Below are 24410 nucleotides of genomic sequence, written 5' to 3'. Positions count from 1 at the left end.
TCGACGTGCCGGCTCAGGAGCCGGTGCCGGTGTCAGTGCCGGTGTCAGCGCCGGTGCCGGGGTCGGTGTCGGTGGGCGTCGGTCGGTCCAGGGCGTCGAGTTGTCGTTGGACGCGGGCGGCGTCGTCGTGGCGGCCTTGTTGCCGGTAGAGGGTGAGGGCTTCGGTCCAGGCGGTGCGGGCCTGGTGGTGTTGGCCGAGGGCGGTGTGGGGGTGGCCGAGGTGGTCGAGCATGTCGGCGGCCAGGTCGGTGCTGCCGAGGTCGCGGTAGAGGGCGAGGGCTTGCTGGTAGTGCTCGACGGCCTGGTGGTGGTGGCCGGTGTGGTGGTCGATGTAGCCGAGGCTGTCCAGGACGTTGGCCTCGGCTTCGGGGAAGTGGTGTCGGCGCAGGAGGGTGAGGGCCTGGCGGCAGTGGTCGCGGGCGGTGTCGTGGTCGCCGAGGCGGGCGGCGAACCAGCCGACGGAGTTGAGGGCGTTGGCGTGCCAGACGGGTTCGTCGACGGTGCGGAACAGTTCCAGGGCGCGGGTGCTGTGGTGCAGTGCCTGCCGGAAGTCCTGTTGGTGTTCCCAGATCAGGGCGATGGCCTGGTGGGTGTGGGCCTGCTGGGTGATGTCGTGGTGCTCCTCGGTGAGGCGCAGCGCGCGGTGCAGGTGGTCGATGGCGTGGTCGTACCGGCCGAGCCGGGCGTGGGCGCGGCCGAGGTTGCGGTGGGCGTAGAGGATGCGGTTGGTGGCGTCGGGCAGGTGCGGCGCGGAGTCCAGCGCGGTCTGCCAGACGGCGAGTTCGTCGTGGCGGTGTCCGCGTCCGACGTGGTAGCCGCTGGTGGTCCAGGCCAGGTGCCAGACGGTGGGGTGCCAGTCGTGGGCGGCGGCGGTGCGCTGGGCGGCGAGCAGGTGGGGGTGCTCGGCGGCGAACCACGCCAGGGCGGCGGCGGTGTCGGGCACCGGGTGGGGTTGGACGCCGGGCACGGGCGGGTCCAGCGGGATGGGGGTGCGGAAGGGGCGCAGGACGTCGTCGGCGGTGTCGGCGGTGTGGGTGTAGAAGTCGAGCACGCGGCGTAGGGCGTGGTCGCGTTCGGTGGGGTCGAGGTGGTGGCTGGTGGTGGTGGCGTAGGCGCGGATGAGGTCGTGCATGGTGTAGCGGTCGTGGGGGTCGTGGTCGAGCAGTGAGGCGTCGGTGAGGGTGCGTAGCAGGCGTCGGGTGTGGGTGGGTGGTTGTCCGATGAGGCTGGCGGCGGCGGGTAGGGCGATGTCGGGTCCGGGTGCGATGGCGAGCAGGGCGAAGGCGTGTTGTTGGGCGGGGGTCAGGGCGTGGTGGGACCAGGACAGGACGGTGGGCAGGCTGCCGGTGGGTTCGTCGTCGTCGAGGGCGGCCAGGCCCGGTTCCCGGAGTTCGGTGACGATCTGTGTCAGGGGTAGGTGGGGTTCGGCCTGGGCGCGTCCGGCGATCAGGCTCAGGGCCAGGGGGAAGCCGCGGCAGTAGGTGAGCAGGTCGGTGACGGCGTGGGGTTCGGCGTCGACGCGGTGGGTGCCGAGGCGTTGGACCAGCAGGGCGTGGGCCTCGTGGTCGGTGAGGGGGTCCAGGTGCAGGTGGTGGGCGCCGTGGCGGCTGATCAGCGTGGTCAGCCGGCGGCGGCTGGTGACCACGACGGTGCAGGACGCGCCGCCGGGCAGCAGCGGGGCGATCTGGTCACTGGTCGCCGCGTTGTCCAGGACCACCAGCATCCGTTTGTCGGCCAGGAGGCTGCGGTAGAGGGCGGTCTGTGCCTGTGGGTCGGCGGGGATGCGGCCGGGGTCGACGTCCAGTGCGTCGAGGAATCCGCGTACGGCGACGGTGGGGTCGACGGGGAGGCTGTCGGGGCTGAAGCCGCGCAGGTCGATGAACAACTGCCCGTCGGGGAAGCGATGCAGGTTGTGGTGGGCCCAGTGCAGGGCGAGCCAGGTCTTGCCGATGCCGCCCGCGCCGGCGAGGGCGGAGATGACGACGGTGCCGCCGTGCCGGGTGGCTTCGGTGAGGGTGTCGGTCAGGTTCGCCAGTTCGGTGGCGCGGCCGACGAAGTACGGCGGGGCCGGCGGCAACTGCCGCGGGACGGGGGCCGGTGACCGCGGTGCCGCGGTGGTCGGGTCCGGTCTGGTGGTCGGGTCCGGTGGGGCGGCGAGGCCGGGGTCGGCGGTGAGGATGCGGTGGTGCAGCTCGCGCAGGTCGGGGCCGGGGTCGGTGCCCAGCTCCTCGACCAGCCGCCTGCGCACCAGGTCGTAGTGCGCCAACGCCTCGGCCTGACGACCCGACCGGTACAACGCGGTCAGGTACTGACCGGCCACCCGCTCGTCCCACGGCCGCTCCCGCACCCGCGCGGCCAGCACCGGCAGCGCCTGGCCGTGCCGACCCACCCGCAACAACACGTCCACGTGGTCGGACTCCGCCGCCGCCCGCTCGTCACCCAGTCGCGCCCGCCACCGCACGGCCCACGGCGTGTCCAGCCCCGCCACCGGCTCACCCCGCCACAACCCCAACGCCTGCTCCCACAACCCCACCGCCCGCTCCGCGTCGTCGGCGGCACGGGCCCGTGCGACCAGGTCGGCGAAGCGGTGGGCGTCCACCGCCGACGCCTCCACCCCGCACACGTACCCCCCGCCCTCCCGCGCGATCACCACCCCCACCGGCCCCAACACCCGCCGCAACTGCGAGATGTAGGTGTGCAACGACGGCGGCACCCGCCCGACCCCCTCACCCCACACCCGCCGCGCCACCACCTCCGGCCGCACCGGCCGACCCGGCTCCGCCACCAACACCGCCAACACGTGCCGCTGCCGAGGCGACCCCACCCCCACCACCGCACCGTCGACCACGACCTCCACCGGACCCAGCAGACGGATCTCCACGCCACACCCCTGGCACTCGACACCACCGGCGGCGACCCGTCGACCGCATGGAGTACCGGTACGGGCACAGCGAGTCGCAGATCGCAGCATGACGATACGCCTTCGGAGGAGGAGGGCGCCGAGGTCGCCTCGCGGTGTCCCGGCGGTGCGGGCGGCGTCGCACCACCGCGCGAAGTCCTTTGTGGACGACTGTCGTGTCACGGCCTTTATGTCCACAGTGGACGAACGTGTGACCCCTGACCGAACGAACAGCGGCGATCCGGGCAGCGCCTGCCGCCGGGTGACCGACGGGTGGCGCGGCGTTCGCCGTGGTGCGATGTGGATCACACATCCCGCCGCCCCCGGCCCGATCCGCCGCGGATCACCCCGTGCCAAGGTCGAGGTGATCGCGATTTCGACTCTTCGGACGGGGGACATCCGTGTCAGGTCGAAGACTTCCCTCCTCGCTCGCCGCAGCCGCCCTGGTGGCGGGGGTGGTCGTCCCGAGCGGGGCGTCCGCCGCAGTCGCGGGGGCGTCGTCGCCCGCGCCGGCCACCACCAGGGTCACCCTGATCACCGGTGACCGGGTGGACGTGCGCGTGGGCGGCGGCGCGGGGCCGGACTTCCAGGTGCTGCCCGCGCCGCGCGACGGCCGCCCGGTCGGGTTCCGGACCCACCGCGCGGGCGATCGGGTGCGGATCGTGCCCGACGACGTCGCCCACCTGGTGCCCGACGTGCTGGACCCGGCCCTGTTCGACGTCACCGGCCTGGTCGAGATGGGCTACGACGACACCCGCGCCGACAGCCTCCCGCTGATCGTCGGGCACCCGGGCGGCATCCGGCCCGAGGCGGTCGACCCGGCGCTGCGCGCGACGCGCGAGCTGCCCGCCATCGGGGCGAGCGCGGTGCGGCTGCCGAAGTCGGAGGCCGCCGGGGTCGGCGCGCGGCTCGCCGGCGGCGTCGGCGCGACCACCGCCGACGGCAGGCGCTCGGCCCTGCCGGGCGTGACGTCGATCCGGCTGGACCGCAAGGTCCGGGCGAGCGAGCTGGACTGGAACCTCACCAGGGTCGGCGCGCCGGGCGCGTGGTCGGCCGGCCTCACCGGCGCGGGCACCACGGTGGCCGTGGTGGACAGCGGGGTCGACGCCGGGCACCCCGACCTCGCCGGCAAGGTGACCAGCGAGGACTTCACCGGCAGCGGGACGACGGCCGACCAGGCCGGGCACGGCACGCACGTCGCGTCGATCGTGGCGGGCACCGGCGCGGCGGCGGGCGGCGCGCGCAAGGGCGTGGCGTTCGACGCGCGGCTGCTCTCGGCGAAGGTGCTCGACGCGAACGGCGAGGGCCAGGCGTCCTGGGTCATCGCGGGCCTGGAGTGGGCGACCGCGCGCGGCGCGAAGGTCGTCAACGTGAGCCTGGGCGGCCGGGCGACCGAGGGGCCGGACCCGCTCCGCGACGCGGTCGACCGGCTGTCCGCCACCTCCGGCGCGCTGTTCGTGGTCGCCGCGGGCAACCGGGGCTGGGGCCAGTACACGATCGACTCGCCCGGCGTCGCCGAGTCGGCCCTCACCGTCGGCGCGACGACCCGCACGGACGCGATCGCCTGGTTCTCCTCCAGGGGACCCGCGATCGGGCGGTCCGGGTTGAAGCCCGACCTGGTCGCGCCCGGCGAGGAGATCACCGCGGCGCGCGCCGAGGGCACCGGCGGCGAGCCGGGGCCGTACACCACGATGCAGGGCACCTCCCAGGCCACGCCGCACGTCGCCGGCGCCGCCGCGCTGCTCGCGCAGCAGCACCCGGAGTGGAGCGCACAGCAGCTCAAGGGCGCGCTCGTCGGCACGGCCACCCCGCTGCCGAACGCCGGGCTGACGGCGTTCGACCAGGGCGCGGGCAGCCTGGACCTGGCCGGTGCGACGACCACGCCCCTGGTCGCCGAGCCGAGCACGCTCGACTTCGGCCTGTGGAAGTACCCGCAGACCGGGCCCCTGACCCGCACCGTGACCCTGCGCAACCACGGCGCCGCGCCGCACGTGGTCGACCTGACCGCGTCGCTGCGCGCGCTGCCCGCCGCCACGCCCGCACCGGCCGGGATGCTCACCGTCTCGCCCGGCACGGTCACCGTGCCCGCCGGCGGCACCGCCACCGCGACCGTCACCCTCGACCCCGCGCCGGGCGGACCCGGTCAGTACGACGGCGTGCTGTCGGTGACCCCGCAGGGCGCGCGAAGCCCCCTGGTGCGGCTGCCGGTGGGCCTGGAGAAGGAAGCGGAGAGCTACGACCTCAAGGTCGGCGTGGTCGACCGCAACGGCGCGCCCTGGGCGGGCGGCGCCGTGGACGTGTACCCGATCACCGACGGCCTCAGCCGGCACTACACGGTCCGCCTCGACGAGCACGGCCGCGGCAGCACCCGGATCCCGCCGGGGCCCTACCAGGTCTCCGCGCAGATCCGCACGCCCGGCAGTGGCACGGAGCCGGAATCGCTGACGGCGGCGGGCAACCCGCAGGTCGACGTCACCGCCGACACGTCGGTCGACATCGACGCGCGGCTCGCCGTGGCGGCCACCGCGGGCGTCGACGGGGCCTCGACCCGCGTCGCGCAGCAGGACCTGTACTACTCCCGCGTCGCGCCGAACAACAACATCCTGCTGTACTCCCTGTTCCGGGGCGATCCGCAGGGGGGCGACCCCGACGTGGCCGGCCGGTTGTTCGTGCAGCCGTCGAAACCGGTCACCGCGGGCCGCTTCGTCCTCACGTCGCGGTGGCGGCTGCTGGCCGACGGCCTCGCCGGCCGGCCGAACCTCTACGACCTGGTGTTCACCGACGACCGGGTGCCGGACCGGCCGCACCACCAGCTGACCCCGGCCGACGCCGCGCGGCTGTCGCAGCAGACCATCACCTACCGCGCGCTCGGCAAGGCGGGCCGGACGTACGACACCCGCGCCTTCGACAGCGACGTGGTCCCGTCCGCCTTCCACACCGGCCACGAACTGCAACTGCCGGCACGCCGCGTGGAAGCGGTCACGGCCGGCCCGAACGTGCGCTGGACGCACTGCGTCACCGCGCACGAGCCGCCGGTCGCGTACCTGTGCACGCCGGCGACGGTCCACCAGCCCGGCGAGCGGATCGCGGTGAACCGGCTGATGCCGTTGCGGCACATCCCGTACTTCGGGCGCACCGCGGACCTGCTCCAGCTCGAATCGCGGTACGGCGACGGCGCGGGCGTCGGCCGCCTCGACGGGTCGCCGGTCGCGCAGGCGCACCTGAAGCTGTACCGGGACGGCCGGCTCGTCGGCGAGGTCCCGGACTTCACCGGCTTCCTCCCGGCGGAGCAGGGCACCACCCGGTACACCCTCGACGCGTTCGTCCGGCTCGACCCGGCGTCCTACCCGACGTCCCACACCGCCGCCAGTCGCTGGACGTTCACCTCGTCCGAGCCGGGCCCCGACGGCGGCACCAGCCAGCCCGACGCCCTGGTGCTGGACTACCAGCCGCAGCTGGAGGCGGACGGCAAGGCGGTCGCGGGCCGGCCGCTGACCTTCGACATCCGCCCGACGCTGCTCCAGTCGCGCGGGACGCCGGCGTTGCGCGAGTTCGCCTTCGAGGTGTCCGCGGACGACGGGGCCACCTGGCGGCGGCTGCCGACGACCGCCGTCGGCGCGGTGCAGCGCGCCACGGTGCCGGGTGCGTCGCTGCACGCCAACGGTGCGCTGTCGGTCCGGGCGGTGGCCGCGGACGCGGCCGGCAACCGGATCGAGCAGACGATGACGAGGCTGTTCGCCGTGCGCTGACCGGGAGTGCCACGGGGACGGGCGGGCGGTCGGGCACGACCGCCCGCCCGTTCGCCGTTCCCGGCGGGTCCCGGTCGCCGCCGTCGGGTCGCCGTCGAGCCGGGGTGCGGGTCAGGCGGTCAGGGCCGGGCCCTTGAACACCTCGCGGGTGTGCCAGGCGACGTGCGCCGCGGCGGGCACCGGGGTACCGGGGCGCGGGCGCAGCGGTCGGTCGTGCAGGTCGTAGACGGAGCGCCCGGTGGTGGTGCGGCTGGTGAACCGCGCCGACACCGCGATCCGCAGGTCGTCGCCGAGGCCGAGGACGCCGCGGTCGAACAGCTTGTGGTGCAGGGAGCACAGCGCCAGGCCGTTGTCCGGGTCGTCGGGTCCGCCGAAGGTGAACCAGCGCACGTGCGCGGCCTCGACGCCGACGGTGGCCGCGCCGAGCTGCCCGTCGAAGCCGCAGAAGGCGCACTGCCGGTCCCACGCCTCCAGGACGGTGGCTGGCCAGGACCCGCTGCGGCGTCGCCGGACCGCGGTCCCGCCGTGCGACCCGAGGACCGCGTCGGGGTCCAGGCCGACGGCGGCCAGCACGTCGGGCGCGACGGTCGGCGGGAACTCGGACTCGACGAGGCGTCGGGCCGCGGCGGCGGCGATCCCCGCGTCGCGCAGGGCGTCCTCGACCGGCGGCGCCAACCGGCCGACGACCCCGTGCGCCGCGAGCGGCTGCACGCGGTCCATCGGCACGTCGTGGTCGAGCACCCAGATGCCGTCCGACCGCAGCCGGGTGAACGGGTAGGCCGCGCTCTGCGCGGGCTGCGTGGCGGAGGGCGGGCCGAAGTCCCGGATCAGCTCGGCCAGCTTCCCGGCCATCGACCAGGGGACCTCGCTGGTCCCGGTGGTCGTCAACCGCCCCAGCGCCAGCAGGACCAGCAGGGGCTTGTGCGGTGACCGCCTGCCCTGCCACCGGTGCTGCCGCAACGAGGACAGCCGGCTCAGCACCTCCTCCTCGGACATCGACCGGTCGACCACGCCACGCATCATGACCGACGTCCCGCCGCCGGCGACAGGGGTGCCGTCCGCTCCGCCCGGAATCGTGACCGGGACCGCACTATTCGTGGGGCCTCGTCGGCCACACGGCGGGCGCGGCCGGCTCGGAAGGTCGAACCACCGAACCCGCCACGCCGTCGATCCCTGGTAAGCGGCGGGGCCCGCAGTAGGGTTCGGCGTGGTTCTCCGGAGGTGGATCACCGGACGCTTCGCCGTTCGACGCGGGAGGGTGTCTTGGGACGATCGCGTACCCGTCGGGAATCCGGCGCGTGGCGCCGGGGCGACGCCACCCGGTGCGGTGTCGGCCACCTGCCCCGCGCCCCTGGCACCCCGCGCGCGGTGACCAGGTGACGCGCGACGTCACGAGGGGCCGTGGCGGCGTCGAGTTCGTGGCGGGGCGGGGCCACCGGCACCTGGTCGGGGACGGCGTCCCGCTCCGGAGCGGCTGCCCCGTCACCGCCCGCGCCGCACCCGACGGCGGGCGCGAGTGGCTGGTGTCCGGCTACCCGGAGGCCCGGAACTTCCTGCGGGACAACAGGTTCAGCCGAGCGCTCCTCGTCGCTGACCAGCACCCGCGCGGTCCCGCGACCCGGATGTCGGTCACCGACCTCGACCCGCCGTCGCACACCCGGTTCCGCGCCCTGATCGGCGGCGCCTTCTCCGCGCGGCGCACCGCGCGGCTGCGGGACCACGTCGAGCGCGCCGCCGAGGACGCGCTGGACGGGCTGATCGCCGCCGCGCCCACCGCGGACCTGCTCGCGGAGTTCTGCGCGCCGCTGACCTTCGCCGCACAGGCCGAACTGCTCGGCGTGCCACCGGCCCGCCGCACCGCCATCCGCGAGCGGGCCACCGCGCGGCTCGGCGGGCCCGGCTCCTCGCGCGTCGAGGTCTACCGGGGCGAACTGCTGCTGCACCAGGAGGTGTCGACCATGCTGGCCGACGCCGCCGACCCGCCGACCGGGCTGATCGCCGAGCTGGTCTCCGCGCGCCGGGACCGGGGACTGCTCGGCGCGACCGAGCTGACCGGCCTGGCGGCCTCGCTGTTCTTCGACGGGCACGCCCTGGCGGCGGCGCAGATCGCCAACGCCGTGCTGTGCGTGGTGTCCCGACCGGGCCTGCTCGCCGCGCTGGGCCGCGAGCCGGACCTCCTGGCCACCGCGGTCGAGGAGGCGCTGCGCTACAGCCCCTCGGTGAACTTCAGCATGACGAGGGTCGCCACCGCGGCGGTCCGCCTCGCCGACGCCCGGATCGAGCCCGGTGACCGCGTCACCGCGGTGCTGCCGGCGGTCAACCGCGACGACCGGGCGTTTGCGCGCCCGGCGCTGTTCGACCCCGGCTCCCGCGGCGCGCGACACCTGTCCTTCGGCCACGGCGCGCACCACTGCCTCGGCGCGCACCTGGCCCGCGTGGAGGTCCGAGCGGCCCTGCGGGCGCTGGCCCGCCGCGCACCTCGGCTGTCGCTCGCCGGCGCGGAACGGGACCTGGCGTGGACCGTGACACCGACCATGCGCACGCTCACCGCGCTCCCGGTCCGCTGGAACACCCCGCCGCGCTGAGGGCGGAGCGCCGGCCCGCTCCGAGGCGCCCGCGGCGTTGCCCGGTCGGCACTCGGGGTGACTTCCCCTCACCCGCTCAGCCGTGCGGCACTCGGCGTGGTGACCGCTCGGCGGCCCTGCGACCGGCCGACGGTGACCGCGTGCCCGCCCGTGTGGTCGCGCGCTGCCCGACCGCCTGAACTCGGCGGACGACCGTTGACTCCGGTCGTCGCCAAGTGCGACCGTGGGGCCACGGAAACAATTGGCAGACGACAATTCCGAAAGCCGGTTCGTGTTGTGCGGCAGCGGTGACGGATCGCTTACCGGGTCCCGCCGGCGGTACGCCGCGCACCGCGGGGCGAACCGCTTCCGCGACACGGGCTGATTGTCCCGCCGGCCGCGATCCGTTGGTCGCGGTGTGGACGCGCGAACAATCACGAGCGGTCGGCCGGTGATGAGGCAGGCCCGTTGTCGCGGCGGTGATCACCTCGGTGCGGATCGGTCGTGCCGATCGATGGAGATGATGATGGAGAAGGCCCTTCGCGGTCCGGTGGTCGCGTTCGTGTCCGTGCTGGCACTGCTGGGTGCGGCCGATGCCGCGACCGCCGCGGGGATCCCGTCGCGGACCGCGACCGGTGAGAGTCGGGCCATGCACTCGACCGGACCCGAAGAGGCCGCACCGGCCGGGTGGGCCCCGGCCGGTGTTTTCACGAAGAGGAGCACCTGCAAGAAGATCGGGAAATGGTACGTGCAGCAGGGAAAGGCAACGGATTACACGTGCGTCACCATCCCCATGAAGAAGAGGAGGGTTACGCTGCTCTGGATCAAGCTGCCCTGAGTCGCGCTCGACCGGGCGGCTGTCCGGGGCTGGCCGGGGTGGTTCGCGGACCTCTCCCGGTAGTCCGGGAATCGCCGTCGTGACGATTCCGCCGGGCTGTCGGGGAGGTCGTCCGGCCGTCCGGGCCGCTGCTCGACCCGACCGGCGCGCGGCGCGGCGTGCCGCAGCGTCGGTGCGCTGTGCCCTCCCGGCCGGCTTCGGGTCGATCGGGTGACCTCTTCTCATCGCGCCCCACTGCACCGGGCGGAGTGCCGGAAGGCCGGTCAGCGCGAGGTCGCCGACCTCTGCCGGGAGACGGGTGACACCCGGGGCGGGAACCGCGCGCCGGCCGGGCCGGGCAACGCCCACCGCCTGCTCGGGGACCGGGACGCCGCGCGGGCCCACCTCGACCGGGCACTGGCGACCGGGCACTGTCCCTGGGCCGGGAGGTCGGTGACGGCTGGGGTGGGAGCCTGGCCCCCTGTGCTGCCGGATGCCCTGCTTTTGCGGGTATTCATACCAATGGATACACCCGACCGAGTGGTTGAGGCCGGGTGGGGCAGGACGAAAAGGGCAGAACGGACGCCGATGACGGCGAGTCGCACCGGGCCGCCCTAGGGTCGCCGCCATGCCCGAGCCCGAGCGGGACGTCCGCGCGACCGCCTGCCGAAAACTCACGGCGGGGACGGCTTCCGACAACTCCGCGCCGGTGCGGCCACATCCGACCCGATCGATGGTCCCGGTCGCGGCGGCCGTCCTCGTGTTCCTGGTCGCCGGCGCGCTCTACCTGTGGTGGCACGGGGTGTGGGCCAGGACGGGGGCGGATCTCGGCGACTTCAAGGTGTACGTGGCCGCCGGGCAGGCCGTGCTGGACGCCGACCCGTTGTACGAGCAGGGGAAAGCCCACCTGCCGACCATCGCGGGCACCCTGAAGTACCCGCCGTTCTCCGCCGTCGTGTTCGTGCCGTTGGCGTGGTTGCCGACCCAGGCGCTCCCGGTGTTCGCGCTGGGCGCCAACGTCGTGTTGCTGCTGGTGGTGATCTGGCTCGGCCTGCGGATGACGGGCAGGCGACGCGACCGCACGACGGTGGCGATGGCGTTCCTGCTCGGCGCGCTGTGCCTGGCGATGCAGCCGGTGGAGTGGAACCTGTTGTGGGGCAACGTCAACCTGGTGCTGATGGCGTTGGTGGTGGTGGACACCGCGCTGCCGGAGCGGAGCCGGTGGAAGGGCGTGCCGACCGGCGTGGCGGCCGGGATCAAGCTCCTCCCGCTGATCTTCATCGCGCACCTGGTGCTGACCGGGCGGTGGCGGGCGGCGGGGACGTCCGCCGTCGCGTTCCTGGTCACGGTCGGCCTCGGTTTCCTGGTGCTGCCGGGGGAGTCCGCGTACTTCTGGGGCGCCGGCGTCACCGATCCCGACCGCGTCACCGGCAGCGGTTCGGCGGACGCGCCGGAGAACCAGTCGATCCGGGGCGTCGTCGCGCGGCTGCTGGGCGACCCCGACCTCGCCGCCGCGCGCTGGGTCCCGGTCGCGGCCGTGGTCGGGATCGCGGGCCTGCTGCTGGCCCGTCGCGCGTCGCGGCGCGGTGAGGACTACCTGGCGACCGCCCTCGTGGGTGCGACGATGGTGCTGGTGGCCCCGGTCGCCTGGTCCCACTACTGGGTCTGGTTCGTGCCGTTCTTCGTGCTCGGCGTCCAGTGGGCGGCGGCCTCGGGCCGGTGGTGGCCGTGGGTGCCGGTGGTCGCCGGCTACCTGTCGGTGCTGGCGTGGCCGGGTGGGCGCAACTGGGACATGCCGTTCCCGGGGCTGATCTTCCTGCCGTCCCACCCCGCCGACGGGCCGGTCGCGTTCGCGCTGCAGAACGTTGAGGTCGTGTTGGGACTGGTGTGTTTGGTCGTGTTCGATCGGCCCGACCCCGGGCGGGCTCGGCCGCCGTTCAGCCGGCGGCTCGCGGCGCGGCTCCGCGGGACTGAGCGCGTAGGGGGAGTGAAGGGGAGCCGGGGGGAGTGAGTGAGGGGAACGGGTTACGGGTGTGGCTTCTCGTGGCTCAGGAGGTTGTGCTCGCGGATGTCGGGTAGGGACAGGGTTTTGTAGCCGACCTCGTCGAAGAGGACGGTTACGCGGTCTTCCTCGGTCGACATGATCACGCCTGCGCCCCAGTGGGGGTGGTGCACGGTGCTGTCGACGGGGAACTCGTCGGTGCCCGGGGAACGGCGTCGTGCGGTGCCGGCGTCGCAGGTGTCGCAGTTGCCGCACGGATCGGGCAGTTGCTCGCCGAAGTAGCCCAGCAGCTCCTGCCGGCGGCACCCGGTCGTCTCCGCGTAGCGGCGCACCATCCCGATGCGCGAGCGGACCAGTTCCTGCTGGGCCTCCGCCGCGTCCACGGCCTGCTCGACCGCCTGCTCGGGCGTGCGGCCCGGCGCGGTGTCGATGCGGCCGGACGCGTCGGTGGTGACGGCGCCGACCTCCTCCAGCAGGTTGACCGCCCTGGTGCGGCGGGCCGGGGACGCCTCGACCTCGTCCGCGAGTTCGGCCGGGCGACGGGGCCGGTCCTGCCGGTCGAGCGCGGTGGCCACCTCGCGCAGGGTGTCCTCGGGCGCGCGGCGCGCGGTGAGGAACTTCTGGAGGTCCAGGTCCTCGGGGCGGTAGAACAGGGTGGCGTCGGCGGGTTCGCCGTCGCGCCCGGCCCGGCCGATCTGCTGGTAGTAGGAGTCCAGCGAGTCCGGTACGGAGGCGTGCAGGACGAACCGCACGTCGGGCTTGTCGATGCCCATGCCGAACGCCGAGGTGGCCACGACCACGTCGACCTCGTCGGCGAGGAAGTCCCGGTGCACGCGCTCGCGGTCGGCGGCGCTCATGCCGGCGTGGTAGGCCGCCACCCGCGCTCCGACGCCGGCCAGTTCGCCCGCGTAGCGCTCGGCGTCCTTGCGGCTGGCCACGTAGACCAGGCCGCGGCGCGTGGCGGGGTCGGCGGTCCGGGCGCGGACGGCGGCGGTGACCGCGGCCCGCTTGCCGGCGTCGTCGGTGGACCGCTCCACGGCCAGGCGCAGGTTGGGCCGGTCGAAGCTCGCGACCACCTCGCGGTGGTCGCGCAGGCCCAGCCGGGTGGCGATGTCGCGGCGCACCGGCGGCGCGGCGGTGGCCGTCAGCGCGACCACGCGCGGGTGCCCGAGCCGGTCGACCACCCGCCCGAGCCGCAGGTAGTCCGGCCGGAAGTCGTGGCCCCACGCCGAGACGCAGTGGGCCTCGTCCACCACGAACAGCGACACCCCGATGGCGGCCAGCGCGTCGACCCGGTCGTCGTCCGCGAGCTGCTCCGGCGACAGGAAGACGTACTCGGCGGAACCCCGGCGCACGGCGTCCCAGGCGTCCCGGCGCTCGTCGTCGCGCTGGGTCGAGTTCACCACCACGGCGTCCGGCGCGCGACTGTCCCCGATGCCCTCCACCTGGTCGTTCTGCAGGGCGATGAGCGGGGAGACCACCACCGTCGGCCCGTCCAGCAGCAGCGCGGGCACCTGGTAGATGGCGGACTTGCCCGCACCGGTCGGCAGCACGGCCAGCACGTCGTGCCCGGCCATCACCTGCTCCATCGCTTCGAGCTGCTCGTCGCGCAGGTGCGACCAGCCGAACTTGTCCGCGGCGAGCCGCCGCAACTCGTCACCGGAACCCGACGAAGTCGTCATCGCCGAGGCATACCACCGCGCACCCGCGGGAAACGCGGCCGGCCCGCACCGATCCGGGCATCGCGCTCCACCCGACCGCGTGCGCCGGGGGTTCGGCCCTCCGACGCGTCGGTCGGCACGCCGCCGCCGTCGATATGGCGGTGCGCTCCGGCGGGTCCCTTGCCATACTCCGCAAGTGCGAGCGGAGTGGGAAGCGGTTCGCGACGGCATTCCCACCGCCGCCGCGGGCAACCTCGCCGTGGAGGAACTCGGTGCGCTGTTCTCCCGGCAGGTCGGGCGGTTGATCCCGCACGACGGGTACATGCTGACCGGGCTGGACCCGGTCAGCGGGGCCGGGTGCTTCTACGCCAAGGAACACGGCTACAGCGCCGCGACCGCCCACCGCGTCGGCGTGGGCGAACTGCTGGGCGTGGACCCGTTCCTGCTGGACGCGGCACCGGGCGGGCTGTGCGTGATCGACGCCGCCGGCGGCCCCCTCGGCGGCCCACCGCCGGATCCGGCCGTGGGCGACCGGCAGACCGCGCTGCGCGAGGTGATGGCCGCCGAGGGCGTCGGCGTCGAGATGACCATCGTCCTGGCCGACGGCGGTCGGGTCTGGGGCACCCTCATCGTCGTGCGGGAGCGGGGGCGCAGGTCGTTCTCCGCGGAGGAGCGGCGTCGCGCGGAACGCCTCCGCCGGGTGCTGGCCGCCGGCGTCCGGCGGTTCGTGGCCGACCGGCCGCTGCGGCCCAGCAGCCACGCGGCGCCACCCGGCGTGTTCGTCGTCGGAGCCGACGGGGCGGTGCTCAGGGCGACGCCCTCCGCGGGGGACTGGCTCGCCCAACTGCTGCCCCACGCCACGCGGACGCCCGGCGAGCACCGGGGAGCGGCCTGGCACCTGGCCGCGTTGTCGCACCACCGGGCCACCGAGACCGTCTGCCGGGTGCCCACCCCGTCGGGGTTCGTCGAGCTGCGCGCGCAGCCGCTGTCGGGCGGCGCGGTCGCCGAGGTGGCGGTGACCGCGCAGCCCGCCTCCGGCCGGGTGCTGCTGTCGGCGGCGGGCGCGTGGCACGGCCTCACCCGGCGGGAGGTCATGGTGCTGGAGCAGGCCCTGGAAGGCATGCCCGCCAAGCAGATCGCGCGCCGACTGGCGCTGTCCGTGCACACCGTCCGCCAGCACCTCGACGTGGTCTACCGCAAGACGGGCGTCAACAGCCGCGAGGAACTCTCCGCCGCCCTGCTCCGCGGCGGGTGGTGACGGGCCGTCCGGCCGTTGTCGGTGTCCCCGCGGGTGCCGGCCCGGCCCGTCGAGGCCCCTCGCCCGACGGACCGGTCGTCCCCGGCTACCCCACGTAGTGCAGGCAGAACGGCAACGGCTCACCCCACTGCACGTTGATCCGCACCTTGACCAAGCGCTCGACGACGGTCACGTTCTCGACGGTCATCCGCGCGTCACCGAGCCCTTCGCCGTGGAGGAATCCCTCACTGATCGACACCGCCACCGGCTGACTCGCCGACACCGGGGCCCCGTTGAAGTCGATCGTGTTCACCCCGCGCGCGGGCGGGTGGCAGATGGTCGTGGCGAACCGCTCCGCTCGCGGCTGCGCCGCGGCCACCGAGGCGAGCGTCGCACCACCGACCCCCACCGCGACCAACGCCGCCACCACACGTGTCGAGACCTTCATCGAACTCCCCCTCGTAGCTGCCGACATGACCCCACCGTGCCGCCTCGCCCCGGCCTCCCGACATCCCGAGATGTGGGGATGGACACGGTGGTCGGGGAACCGCGCGATGCCCGGCCGCGGTCGGGTTCCCGCGGTCGCACCCCGGAGCGGGGGTCAGTCCGGGTTGACGAGCACCGGTTCCTTCCGCGCGGACAGGGGTTTGGGGCGGTAGGTCGCCTCCGCCTCGTAGCGCAGGCGTTCGGCCGCCAGGAAGCAGCGGTTCAGGCCGGTGCGGACGTCGAGCGCGTTGATGCCGGTCTTGAGCACGTAGAACAGGCCGATGTTGACCAGCGCCACCGAGAGCGCGTACACGTACGTGTCCTTCAGCGTCTTGTTGATGATCAGGTACGCGAAGATCCACACCGTGGTGCTGTACAGCGTGACCGTCGGTCCCCACTGGCGGAACGCGTCGAGGCCGATGATCTTCTGGTGCTCCGGCGGCACGGTGCTGAGCCTGGCCTCCCTCGCCAGCGCCAGGTACCGGCTCGCGAACGCCGCGCACAGCAGGTTGGAGAACACCACGCCGGTGTAGCCGATGGCCGTCCCGAGCGGCCAGTGGTCGACGTCGACCAGGTTCACCCAGAGGATCAACCACGACGCCCACGGCGCCATGAGGCGGATCGCGACCTCCGTCGCGACCCGCAGCAGCGACCCCGGCAGCGCGGACGAGCCGGCGACCAGCGTGGTGAGGCCACCGAGGATGTTCTGGTAGTAGCGGACCGACGCCAGGGCGAAGCTCAAGCCGATGATGCGCGCCGGGAGGTTCTCCCACACGTGCTCCTTGCCCAGCCGGTAATCCGGCGCGCGCAGGTCGTCGACGAGCGGGATGACGTCGGGTGGCACGTCCCAGGGGCGCAGGAGGAGCTGCACCGGCGGCCCGAGGACGTCGATGCCGAGGTCGCGCAGGAACCACAGGACGCAGACCGTGGCGCTGACGAAGTAGCTCAGCGACGACACCACCGAGAAGAACAGCAGCCACCGCGCGTGCATCGACCGCCGCGCGTCGCCCAGCACGCCCTGCTGCTTGCGCATGCGGTAGATGCGCCGTCGCCGCTTGGGTTCGCGGGACACGGGGAACAGCGTCCGCACGGTCTCGACCACGGTGTGCCGGTCGTAGGGGATGGCGAGCGGGCGCAGCTCGGGGTCGTTCACCAGCGCCGCCTGGGTGACGTCCAGTTCCTGCTCCAGCACCTGCCGCAGGTAGTGGTAGACGTCGGTGTCGTCGATCGGGACCGGGAAGACCAGCAGCCTGCGGTCGGGCCGCACGTCGATCAGGTCCTCGACGACCCGCGCGATCAGCGGCGCCTGGCCGTAGAAGCGGTCCGGGATGGTGTCGTCGCGGTTCTCGCCGACGTCGCCGAGCGCGATCAGGATACGGCCCAGCGAGTACAGGTCGGCCTTCGGCACGTCCTCCGAGTTGGCGCGCACCTCGGGCGCGACGTAGACGCTCTGCGCCGCGTGCGAGCCCGCGAGCGCGCCGCTGTAGAGGTAGTTGCGACCGAAGTCCACGAAGGTCAGGTCGTACTCCCGGCCGTCGCGGTCGGGTACGCGGCGGTGCACGATGATGTTGGTCGGCGACAGGTCCTCGTGGCGCTTGCCGCACCGGTGCAGCTCGGCCAGCGCGGCCAGCAGCGGCAGCCCCACCCGGCGGATCAGGTCCAGCCGGACGTTCCCGGCCGGTGAGGGCCGCCGTCGCCGGAACCGGCCGGCCGCAGGCAGGGCGGCCTCCCGCTTGAGCGCGTCGATCTCCTCCGCGAGGGTGCGGCCCTCCGCGAAGTCCATGAGGATCCAGTTGTCCGTGCTCGCCCAGACGCGGACCATGTGGCCGACCAGCCGCCCGTTGGCGTCGAGCGAGTTGTGCTCGGCCTCGTAGGAACGGGTCTTCGCCGCGATCACCGGGATGTCGGCGTACGGGAAGAGCACGCACTTGAGCGCGAACTCGGTGTGCCGCGCGGTCACCTGCTCGGGTTTGCCGCGCAGCAGGAACGACGTCGTCCCGTGCCGGTGGAACTCGAACCGCGCGCGCCGCACGGTCGCCCACTCGCCGACGACGTGGCGCTCGGCGGTGCGGGCGGGCGAGTACAGCTCGACCAGGGCCCGCCGCACCGAGGCGTCCCGCACCAGGGCGTGGCACAGGTTCGGGCAGTCGTGGTCCTCGCGCGCCGCGTCGCCGTCGGACGGCTCCATCGTGATCAGCGTGATCAGCAGGACCGACAGGTACCCGAACACCTCGGACTCGCGCCGCTGGTGACCGCCCTCGCGACCGGTCTTGAAGCCGCGGCACCAACTCGTCAGCGCCGCGATGGCGGCCGTGCGCTCGACGCCCGCCTCCAGTTGGAACGACAGCCTGTCGAGCGGGATGCGCGCCAGGACCTGCCGCCACGAGGCGCCGTTGCCGCACAGCTCGTGGATCGCGCGCAGGGCTTCGGCCTCCGACTCCCGCCGGCCCAGCCGGAGGGCGTGCCGCAGCACGTGGCGCAGGACCTCGGCGTCCGCGGTCCCGACGCCGGTCACGAAGGCCCTTCCGCGTCGGGCCTCGGCGGGTACACCGTCATCCGGGGCACGACGACGACGTCCCTGCCTTCGAGCACCTGGTGCACCAGCCGGTACGCCGACCGCGCGCCGTCGATGAGCTTGCCCCGGTCGACCTCGTGGCGCTTGATCTCGGGTGTGCCGGGCAGCGGCGCGAGGTCGAGGACCGCGGGCTCGCCGGGGTGGCGGCGGCTGCGGGCGAGGTGCGGCCGGTCCTTGAGGCGGTAGTCCTCCATCGACTTGAGGAACCCCGTGCCCAGGCCGGGGCGCACGCGCTCCAGGTGCCGGGCGACGAGGCGGTTGATCAGCGGCGTGCCGGAGTGGGACGGCGCGATCGGCCGGGTGCTCAACGACAGGACGTGGGTGCAGCCGTCCAGCACGGCCGCGCGGAAGGGGTGGAACCGCAGCACTCCGCCGTCGATCGCGCGCTGCCCCCGGAAGTCGGCGGTGCCCCGGATCGCCAGCGGTAACCACGTGCTCGCGCGCAACGCCGACCGCAGGTCTTCGGGCGAGTGGAACTCGTGCACGTCCAGCGTGCGCAGCCCGTCGACGTCGGTGACCATGACGTGCAGGCGCTGCGGCGCCGCGATGACGGCGGCGTAGTCCAGGGGTTTGCGGTGGGCCAGGACTTCCTCGAACACGTACTCCAGGTTCATCGGGCCCACGCCGCGCAGCACCCGCCGGAAGTCCAGGAACGTCCCGGTGGTCAGGTCGTCGAAGTAGATGGACAACGGGAACCAGGTCCGCCGCGTGATGAAGTACGCCCCGTTCACCGCGCCCGACGAGCACGTGTAGACGTCGTCGAAGCCGTCGGCGAACCCCAGGTCCTCCAGGGCGCTGAGCATCGCGCCGGAGACCACCCCGCGCAGACCGCCGCCCTCGACGGCGAGCCCGACCTTGAACCCGTCCGACCGGTTGCCGGGCTTGCTGCCGCTCGCCCGGCGGCGGTTCAGCACGTCGCGCACCGGGTGGTCGGCCGACCAGTGCGCTTCGACCCGCGAGCTGCTCGGACACGAGTCGCGTCCGTCGGATAACACCGCGCGCGACCTGCGCACGCCACTCGGCCACGCCATGAGAGAACGCCTCCGGAAGAGCTGTCGACCCGCTCACCGTAGCCGATCACCGCACCGGCTTCGCGGGATCGGCGCAAGCTCGTACGCGATCCCCACAATTGCGGGTTGAAGCACCGAGGGGTGCTCGTGTCCGCCGGGCGTGGCCTGGCGGGAAGGCGCGTGATGGGTGGTCCGGCCGCACCCCGGCCGGCGGTCCCCTCGCGCGCCTCGTAGGGCCTCGCGTGCCGCCGGGGACGTCGTCAGCCGGCCTCGCCGTCGGTGTACGGGCCGTGGAAAAGGCTTTCCGGGTCGTACCGCTGCCGCAGCTCGTGCAGCCGCTTCCAGTTCTCGGGCTTGAAGGACCGCTCGTGGCGCTCCGGGTGGCGCACGATGTCGACCTCCGCGATGTAGTGACCGGTGGACACCTCGTGCAGGTCGTCGACCATCGTGCGGTGCCAGAGGTGGTTGGCCTCGTCCTGCGCCTCGTCGTCCCAGATCGCGTAGCTGAGGGTCAGCGTGCGGCCGGTCAGGGAGAACGCCGCGTCGGGGTGCCGCGAGGCGATGCCCCGCGGACCGGTCGAGAACCACGTCGTCGCGAACGACCGCCGCGAAGGCGCGCGCAGGTGGTGGTCCCGGCTGCGGCGCACGACCTCCGCCGGCGAGTCGGACCACGCCGTGTCGGCGAGGTACCGCAGCCCCTCGGGCCACGCGGCGAGGCTGGGTCGCAGCAGCGCGTCGATCGGCGTCGCCTGGTCGCGCTCGACCCGGAGGCAGTCGGCGAGCACCGGGCTCTCGTCGAGCACGGACATGACCGAGCGGGCCTCGTCCGGGGAGTCGACGAACGCCGTCGCGCCGAGCACGCACACGTACCCGTTGTCCGGCTCGGCCGCCGCCGCGAGGTCGGGCGGCGCCGGCTGCATGAAGAAGGAGACCTCCACCTGCTCCGGCAGCCTGTGCACCGCTTCCTCGAACCACGTGGCCAGGCCGTCCACATCGGACATCCGGTGGTAGTAGGTGTTCGAGGTGATCCGACGCGGCTCGGGGTACAGCCGCAGGCGGTATTCCGTGACGACGCCGAAGAACCCGGGGCCCGCGCCGCGGACCGCCCACAGCAGGTCGCGGTCGTCCTCCTCGCCGGCGACGACGACGGTCCCGGCCGCGGTGACGACGCGGGCGCTGGACACGCTGAAGCAGGCCGGCCGCCAGGCGTTGGTGTTCCAGCCGAGGCCGCCGTTGAGCAGGAAGCCGCTCATCGGGACGGTCGCGCAGTGCCCGACGGGGAAGGCGAGGCCCTCGGCGGAGAGCAGGCGGTCGAGGTCCTGGCTGCGCACGCCCGGCCCGACCGCGGCCGTGCGCGACCCCACGTCGACGGACACCGCCGTCAGCGCGGAGACGTCGAGCAGCAGGCCCCGGTCGCGCTGCGAGAAACCGACCCAGTTGTGCCCGCCGCCCCGGACGGCGACCTGAAGCCCGTTGGCACGGGCGAACCGGACGGCCTCGACCACGTCCGGCTCGTGCGCGGCCCGGACGACGACCTCGGGGCGGCGGGCCGTCTTCAGCCCGTTCCAGACGAGCGAGCGGCGGAGTTCCTCGTAGGAGGCGTCCTCCCGGTGGACGACCTCGCCCGAGACGCGCCGCCGGAGGTCCAGGATGTCCATGCTGTGCCCGCTCCCTGCGCCGATGTCCTCCGCGGGGTTCGCGCCCGCGTTCCCGGCTCCCGACCGTAGGTCCGCGGGCGGGTGGCGCGTAATCGCGTGACCGGGCCATCCCGCGCCCGCCGTGCGACTCCCGGCGACGGCGGGCAATCGCGTGATCGCGTGATGTCCGGGCCCACGGGAGGTGATTACCGTCGGCACGCCCGGTGGACGAACCGCGCCTGGAGCAAGGGAGTCGTGCATGAGCATCCCCGCCAAGAACCCGCCGCAGGCCCACTACCTGGCCGCCGACGAGGGGCCGAGCGTCTGGGCGTTCAGCGGCGACCAGTACACGATCAAGGCGGGCGCGGACGAGACCGGCGGCGCGATGGGCTTGATCGAGGTCGTCGTGCCGCCGCTGAGCGGCCCGCCGCTGCACACGCACCAGAACGAGGACGAGGCGTTCTACATCCTCGACGGCCGGTTCGAGGTGGTCGCGAACGACCGTGAGCTGACCGTCGAGCCGGGTGGCTTCATCTACCTGCCGAAGGGCACGTTCCACCGCTTCCGCAACATCGGCGAGGCGCACGGCAAGCTGCTCCTGCTGTTCGCCCCGGCGGGCTTCGAGCAGTACTTCCTGGACGTCGGCCTGCCGACCGCGGAGCACCCGACGCCGCCGCCCTCCGACCGGTACCCGGACGACGTGGCCAGGTCGGTGGCCCTCGGCCACGAGAAGTACGGGCTCCGCTACTACGAGACGTGACGGCGCGGTCAGGGCGTCGCGGCCGGCCGGACCATGCCGTCCCACGCCGCCATGGCCACGTCGACCACCTGCTGCAGCTCCGCGCTGGAAGCGCCGTCGCGCGCCTGGATGGACAGGCCGTGCAGCACGGTGGTGAAGAAGGCGCTGATGGCCGCGATGTCGGCGGTGGGCGGCACGTCGCCGTCCGCCACGCCTCGGCGCAGCCGGTCGGCCACCACCGAGATGGTGCTCCGGCGGTACTCGGCGAGGTACTCGCGGACCTCTTCGTTCCTCGTCTTCCCGGTGTTCGCGGCCAACACGATCATGCAGCCGCGCGGCGTGCCGGGATCGGTGTAGGCGACGAGGTTGTTGCGGAGCAGCGCCTCCATCGACCGCCGTGCGGTGGGCTCGGCCAGCGCCGACGCCGTGGCGTCGCTCTCGGTCGCGTCGTAGAGGGCCACCGCCTCGCGGAAGAGGGCTTCCTTCGACCCGAAGGCGGCGTAGAGGCTGGGCGAGTTGATGCCCATGCCCGCGGCCAGCTCGCTGATCGACGTGCCCTCGTAGCCCTGCTCCCAGAACAGGTTCATGGCCGCGCGCAGCGCTTCGGTCCGCTCGAACGCGCGCGGTCGTCCGCGTTTCGCCATCGGGCCATCCTTCTGTATCGACCAGTACATATTGGCCTTGACGGACCGGTCCTGTCCAGCTAGCTTTACTGTAGCGAACGATACAGAATATGCGGGCGGCTCGTGGCGGGCGGTCCGCCCGCGCCCGCGACCAGGGCGCGCCGGTGACCGCGGTGGACCGGTTCGGGTGACGCGTGGGAGGTCGGCCGGTGCGTGAGCACGACGTCCTGGACGAGGCACGAGCGAAGGCGAAGGCGATGACCGTGGCCTGGGTCATTCTGGTCGGTGCGGGGTTCCTGGAGATCATCTGGGCGATCTCGATGAAGCACTCGGAGGGCTTCACCCGCCTGTGGCCCACCGTCATCGGGCTGGTGACCGCCTGGACCAGCTTCATCCTGCTCACCTTCGCCCTCAAGAGCCTGCCGGTGGCCACCGCGTACGCGGTCTGGGCGGGTATCGGCGCGGTCGGCACCGCGGTCGTGGGCATCGTGCTGTTGGGCGAGGGGACCTCGCCGCTCCGGGTGCTGTTCCTCTCGCTCATCACGATCGGCATCGTCGGGCTCCACCTCATCGGCGGTTGACGACCGCCCTCCCGGCGCCGCGCATGGCGTGAACGCGGGATGTGCGGAACCGGTGCGCGCTGAATCCTGTCGACCTCTGCCCGTCACGTCGACCCGGAGGTCCGCCCGGATGAGCCCGTTGTCCCGCAGAACGATCCTGACCCGCGGCGCGCTGCTCGGCGGCGCGACGCTGGTCGCGCCCGCCGCGCGCCAGGGCGCGGCAGGCGGCCACCCGGACCCCTCGGCCGAACCCGCGCCCGAGGTCCTCCGGGGCGACCCGCGCCACGCCAGCCTGTCCAGGGGGCAGAACCAGCGCTGGGTGAGCAACCCGGAGCGGATCGCACTGCCCCGCTCGACGCGGCAGGTCGTCGACGCGGTGCAGGCCGCCGTCGCCGACGGCAAGCGCCTGGCGGTGCGCAGCGGCGGTCACTGCTACGAGGGCTTCGTGGACCACCCCGGCACCCAGGTGATCATCGACATGTCCGGGATGGCCGCGATCGAGTACGACCACCGGCACAACGCGGTGATGGTCGAGGTGGGCGCGACGCTCGGCGAGGTGTACGGGGCGCTCTACAAGCGCTGGGGCGTGACGCTGCCGGGCGGCTCCTGCCACCCGGTCGGCGTCGGCGGGCACGTCGCGGGCGCGGGCTACGGCCAGCTCAGCCGCCGCCACGGCGTGATCGTCGACCACCTGCACGCGGTCGAGGTCGTGGTCGTCGACGGGCACGGCCGGGCCCGCGCGGTGGTGGCCACCCGCGACGCCCACGACCCGAACCGCGACCTGTGGTGGGCGCACACCGGTGGCGGCGGCGGGAGCTTCGGCGTCGTCACCCGGTACTGGTTCCGCTCGCCGGACGCCGTCGGCGGCGACCCGGCACGGCTGCTGCCCGCGCCGCCGGCCGCGATGTGGACCCACCGGGTGCAGTGGCCGTGGGAGGGGATCACCGAGCAGCGGTTCGCCGCGCTGCTGCGCAACTACGGCGCGTGGCACGAGCGCAACAGCGACGCCGGCGGCCCGTGCGCCGGCCTGTTCGCCCGGCTGGAGCTGACCACCCGGCCCACCGGCCCGCTCTACCTGGTCGTCCAGGTCGACGCCGGCGCGCCCGACGCCGAGCGGCTCATGGACGACTTCGTCGCGGAGGTCGGCGCGGGCGTCGGCCCGCGCGAGACGACCGACCGCAGGCTGCTCCCGTGGCTCCAGTCGACGGGCTGGCCGGGGCTGTGGGTGAGCAACCCGACCGAGCGCGCCAAGCAGAAGTCCAGCTACCAGCGCAAGGGCTTCAGCGAGCACCAGATCGGCGCGTTCCACCGGTCGCTGAGCGAGACCGACCACCGGCACGTCGGGTTCGCCGTCTCCATCGCCTCGTACGGCGGGAAGGTCAACACCGTCGCGCCGGACGCCACGGCGCAGCCGCACCGCGACTCGGTGCTGAAGCTGCTGTGGGGCACGAGCTGGTCGGAGGCGGCGGACGACGAGCGCAACCTCCGCTGGCACCGCGAGTTCTACCGGGCGGTGCACGCGGACACCGGCGGTGTGCCGGTCCCGAACGACCGCACGGACGGGTGCTTCGTCAACTACGCCGACGTCGACCTCGGCGACCCGCGGTGGAACACCTCCGGCGTCCCCTGGAGCACCTTGTACTTCAAGGACAACTACCCGCGATTACAAGCGGTCAAGGCGCGGTGGGACCCTCGGGACGTGTTCCGCCACGCGCAGTCGATCCGCCTGCCCGCATGAGGGGCGCGGTGTCGGCGCGCTCAATCACGAGAACGCGGGATGAGCCGCCGGCGGGCGCCCGGCCATGCTGGAGCCGGCGTGGGGCGCCCACGGCGGAGGGGCGCGCGCGGCAC

At 73.7% G+C, this 24410-nt stretch carries 16 protein-coding genes; 8 read left to right on the top strand and 8 right to left on the bottom strand.

All coding sequences use genetic code 11. The annotated features are described in order from the left end of the window. Nucleotides 1-13: 13 nt before the first annotated feature. Nucleotides 14-2881, bottom strand: coding sequence for an AfsR/SARP family transcriptional regulator (locus C8E97_RS21970; RefSeq protein ID WP_246019066.1), 2868 nt, complete (start codon nt 2879-2881; stop codon nt 14-16). A 473-nt stretch (nt 2882-3354) separates the two neighbouring features. On the opposite strand from C8E97_RS21970, the gene C8E97_RS21965 reads away from it, so the two are divergent. After that, nucleotides 3355-6648, top strand: coding sequence for a S8 family serine peptidase (locus tag C8E97_RS21965; protein WP_147455202.1), 3294 nt, complete (start codon nt 3355-3357; stop codon nt 6646-6648). 111 nt (nt 6649-6759) lie between these two features. Here the strand turns inward: C8E97_RS21965 and C8E97_RS21960 are convergent, their stop codons facing one another. Further along, on the bottom strand, nt 6760-7659 hold the full coding sequence (locus tag C8E97_RS21960) for a phosphorothioated DNA-binding restriction endonuclease (RefSeq protein ID WP_211347110.1): 900 nt from the start codon (nt 7657-7659) through the stop codon (nt 6760-6762). Between the two features lie 365 nt (nt 7660-8024). Between C8E97_RS21960 and C8E97_RS21955 the strand changes: the two genes are divergently transcribed. The 3 genes from C8E97_RS21955 (at nt 8025) to C8E97_RS21940 (ending at nt 12040) form a co-directional block, all read left to right on the top strand. Further along, on the top strand, nt 8025-9233 hold the full coding sequence (locus tag C8E97_RS21955; protein ID WP_121007392.1) for a cytochrome P450: 1209 nt from the start codon (nt 8025-8027) through the stop codon (nt 9231-9233). 493 nt (nt 9234-9726) lie between these two features. After that, the gene (locus C8E97_RS21950; RefSeq protein WP_121007391.1) at nt 9727-10050 is read left to right on the top strand and encodes a hypothetical protein; all 324 of its coding nucleotides are present in this window, start codon (nt 9727-9729) and stop codon (nt 10048-10050) included. A 712-nt stretch (nt 10051-10762) separates the two neighbouring features. Continuing rightward, nucleotides 10763-12040: a glycosyltransferase 87 family protein gene (locus C8E97_RS21940; RefSeq protein ID WP_121007389.1), complete on the top strand. Its 1278-nt coding sequence runs from the start codon at nt 10763-10765 to the stop codon at nt 12038-12040. A 14-nt stretch (nt 12041-12054) separates the two neighbouring features. Here the strand turns inward: C8E97_RS21940 and C8E97_RS21935 are convergent, their stop codons facing one another. Beyond that, nucleotides 12055-13713, bottom strand: coding sequence for a RecQ family ATP-dependent DNA helicase (locus tag C8E97_RS21935; RefSeq protein ID WP_121007388.1), 1659 nt, complete (start codon nt 13711-13713; stop codon nt 12055-12057). Between the two features lie 175 nt (nt 13714-13888). On the opposite strand from C8E97_RS21935, the gene C8E97_RS21930 reads away from it, so the two are divergent. Further along, nucleotides 13889-14950 (top strand): helix-turn-helix transcriptional regulator, encoded by a 1062-nt coding sequence (locus C8E97_RS21930; RefSeq protein ID WP_121007387.1) that lies wholly within the window; start codon nt 13889-13891, stop codon nt 14948-14950. Nucleotides 14951-15035: 85 nt separating this feature from the next. Here the strand turns inward: C8E97_RS21930 and C8E97_RS21925 are convergent, their stop codons facing one another. From C8E97_RS21925 to C8E97_RS21910, 4 genes are all read right to left on the bottom strand, one after another. Continuing rightward, on the bottom strand, nt 15036-15404 hold the full coding sequence (locus C8E97_RS21925; protein WP_147455201.1) for a hypothetical protein: 369 nt from the start codon (nt 15402-15404) through the stop codon (nt 15036-15038). 126 nt (nt 15405-15530) lie between these two features. Further along, a complete protein-coding gene (locus C8E97_RS21920) occupies nt 15531-17930 on the bottom strand; it encodes a protein kinase domain-containing protein (RefSeq protein WP_121007385.1) in 2400 nt (799 codons plus the stop codon). Beyond that, complete coding sequence (locus C8E97_RS21915; RefSeq protein ID WP_170211951.1) at nt 17927-18985, bottom strand: patatin-like phospholipase family protein; 1059 nt, start codon at nt 18983-18985, stop codon at nt 17927-17929. Before C8E97_RS21915 ends, C8E97_RS21920 begins: the two co-directional genes overlap by 4 nt. Nucleotides 18986-19260: 275 nt before the next feature. After that, nucleotides 19261-20658 (bottom strand): FAD-binding oxidoreductase, encoded by a 1398-nt coding sequence (locus C8E97_RS21910; protein WP_170211950.1) that lies wholly within the window; start codon nt 20656-20658, stop codon nt 19261-19263. A gap of 238 nt (nt 20659-20896) precedes the next feature. On the opposite strand from C8E97_RS21910, the gene C8E97_RS21905 reads away from it, so the two are divergent. Further along, on the top strand, nt 20897-21397 hold the full coding sequence (locus tag C8E97_RS21905; protein WP_121007382.1) for a cupin domain-containing protein: 501 nt from the start codon (nt 20897-20899) through the stop codon (nt 21395-21397). An 8-nt stretch (nt 21398-21405) separates the two neighbouring features. On the opposite strand, the gene C8E97_RS21900 is transcribed toward C8E97_RS21905, so the two are convergent. Continuing rightward, nucleotides 21406-22020, bottom strand: a complete 615-nt coding sequence (locus C8E97_RS21900) for a TetR/AcrR family transcriptional regulator (protein WP_121007381.1) — start codon at nt 22018-22020, stop codon at nt 21406-21408. Nucleotides 22021-22208: 188 nt separating this feature from the next. On the opposite strand from C8E97_RS21900, the gene C8E97_RS21895 reads away from it, so the two are divergent. Both C8E97_RS21895 and C8E97_RS21890 read left to right on the top strand, forming a co-directional pair. Beyond that, on the top strand, nt 22209-22580 hold the full coding sequence (locus C8E97_RS21895) for a DMT family transporter (protein WP_425470562.1): 372 nt from the start codon (nt 22209-22211) through the stop codon (nt 22578-22580). A 109-nt stretch (nt 22581-22689) separates the two neighbouring features. Further along, nucleotides 22690-24297 carry an FAD-binding oxidoreductase gene (locus C8E97_RS21890; RefSeq protein WP_121007380.1) on the top strand — a complete coding sequence of 536 codons (1608 nt, stop codon included), beginning with the start codon at nt 22690-22692 and terminating at the stop codon, nt 24295-24297. Nucleotides 24298-24410: the final 113 nt, after the last annotated feature.

The sequence above is a fragment of the Saccharothrix australiensis genome (assembly GCF_003634935.1).
In the GTDB taxonomy this organism is placed as follows: domain Bacteria; phylum Actinomycetota; class Actinomycetes; order Mycobacteriales; family Pseudonocardiaceae; genus Actinosynnema; species Actinosynnema australiense.
This window is presented reverse-complemented; position numbering and strand designations above follow the sequence as displayed.

Bases quoted from the DNA above. Each gene is read 5' to 3' on its own strand.
- C8E97_RS21950 (WP_121007391.1), top strand. From the start codon at position 9,727: ATGGAGATGATGATGGAGAAGGCCCTTCGCGGTCCGGTGGTCGCGTTC.
- C8E97_RS21940 (WP_121007389.1), top strand. From the start codon at position 10,763: ATGGTCCCGGTCGCGGCGGCCGTCCTCGTGTTCCTGGTCGCCGGCGCG.
- C8E97_RS21935 (WP_121007388.1), bottom strand. From the start codon at position 13,713: ATGACGACTTCGTCGGGTTCCGGTGACGAGTTGCGGCGGCTCGCCGCG.
- C8E97_RS21925 (WP_147455201.1), bottom strand. From the start codon at position 15,404: ATGTCGGCAGCTACGAGGGGGAGTTCGATGAAGGTCTCGACACGTGTG.
- C8E97_RS21910 (WP_170211950.1), bottom strand. From the start codon at position 20,658: ATGGACATCCTGGACCTCCGGCGGCGCGTCTCGGGCGAGGTCGTCCAC.
- C8E97_RS21905 (WP_121007382.1), top strand. From the start codon at position 20,897: ATGAGCATCCCCGCCAAGAACCCGCCGCAGGCCCACTACCTGGCCGCC.
- C8E97_RS21900 (WP_121007381.1), bottom strand. From the start codon at position 22,020: ATGGCGAAACGCGGACGACCGCGCGCGTTCGAGCGGACCGAAGCGCTG.
- C8E97_RS21890 (WP_121007380.1), top strand. From the start codon at position 22,690: ATGAGCCCGTTGTCCCGCAGAACGATCCTGACCCGCGGCGCGCTGCTC.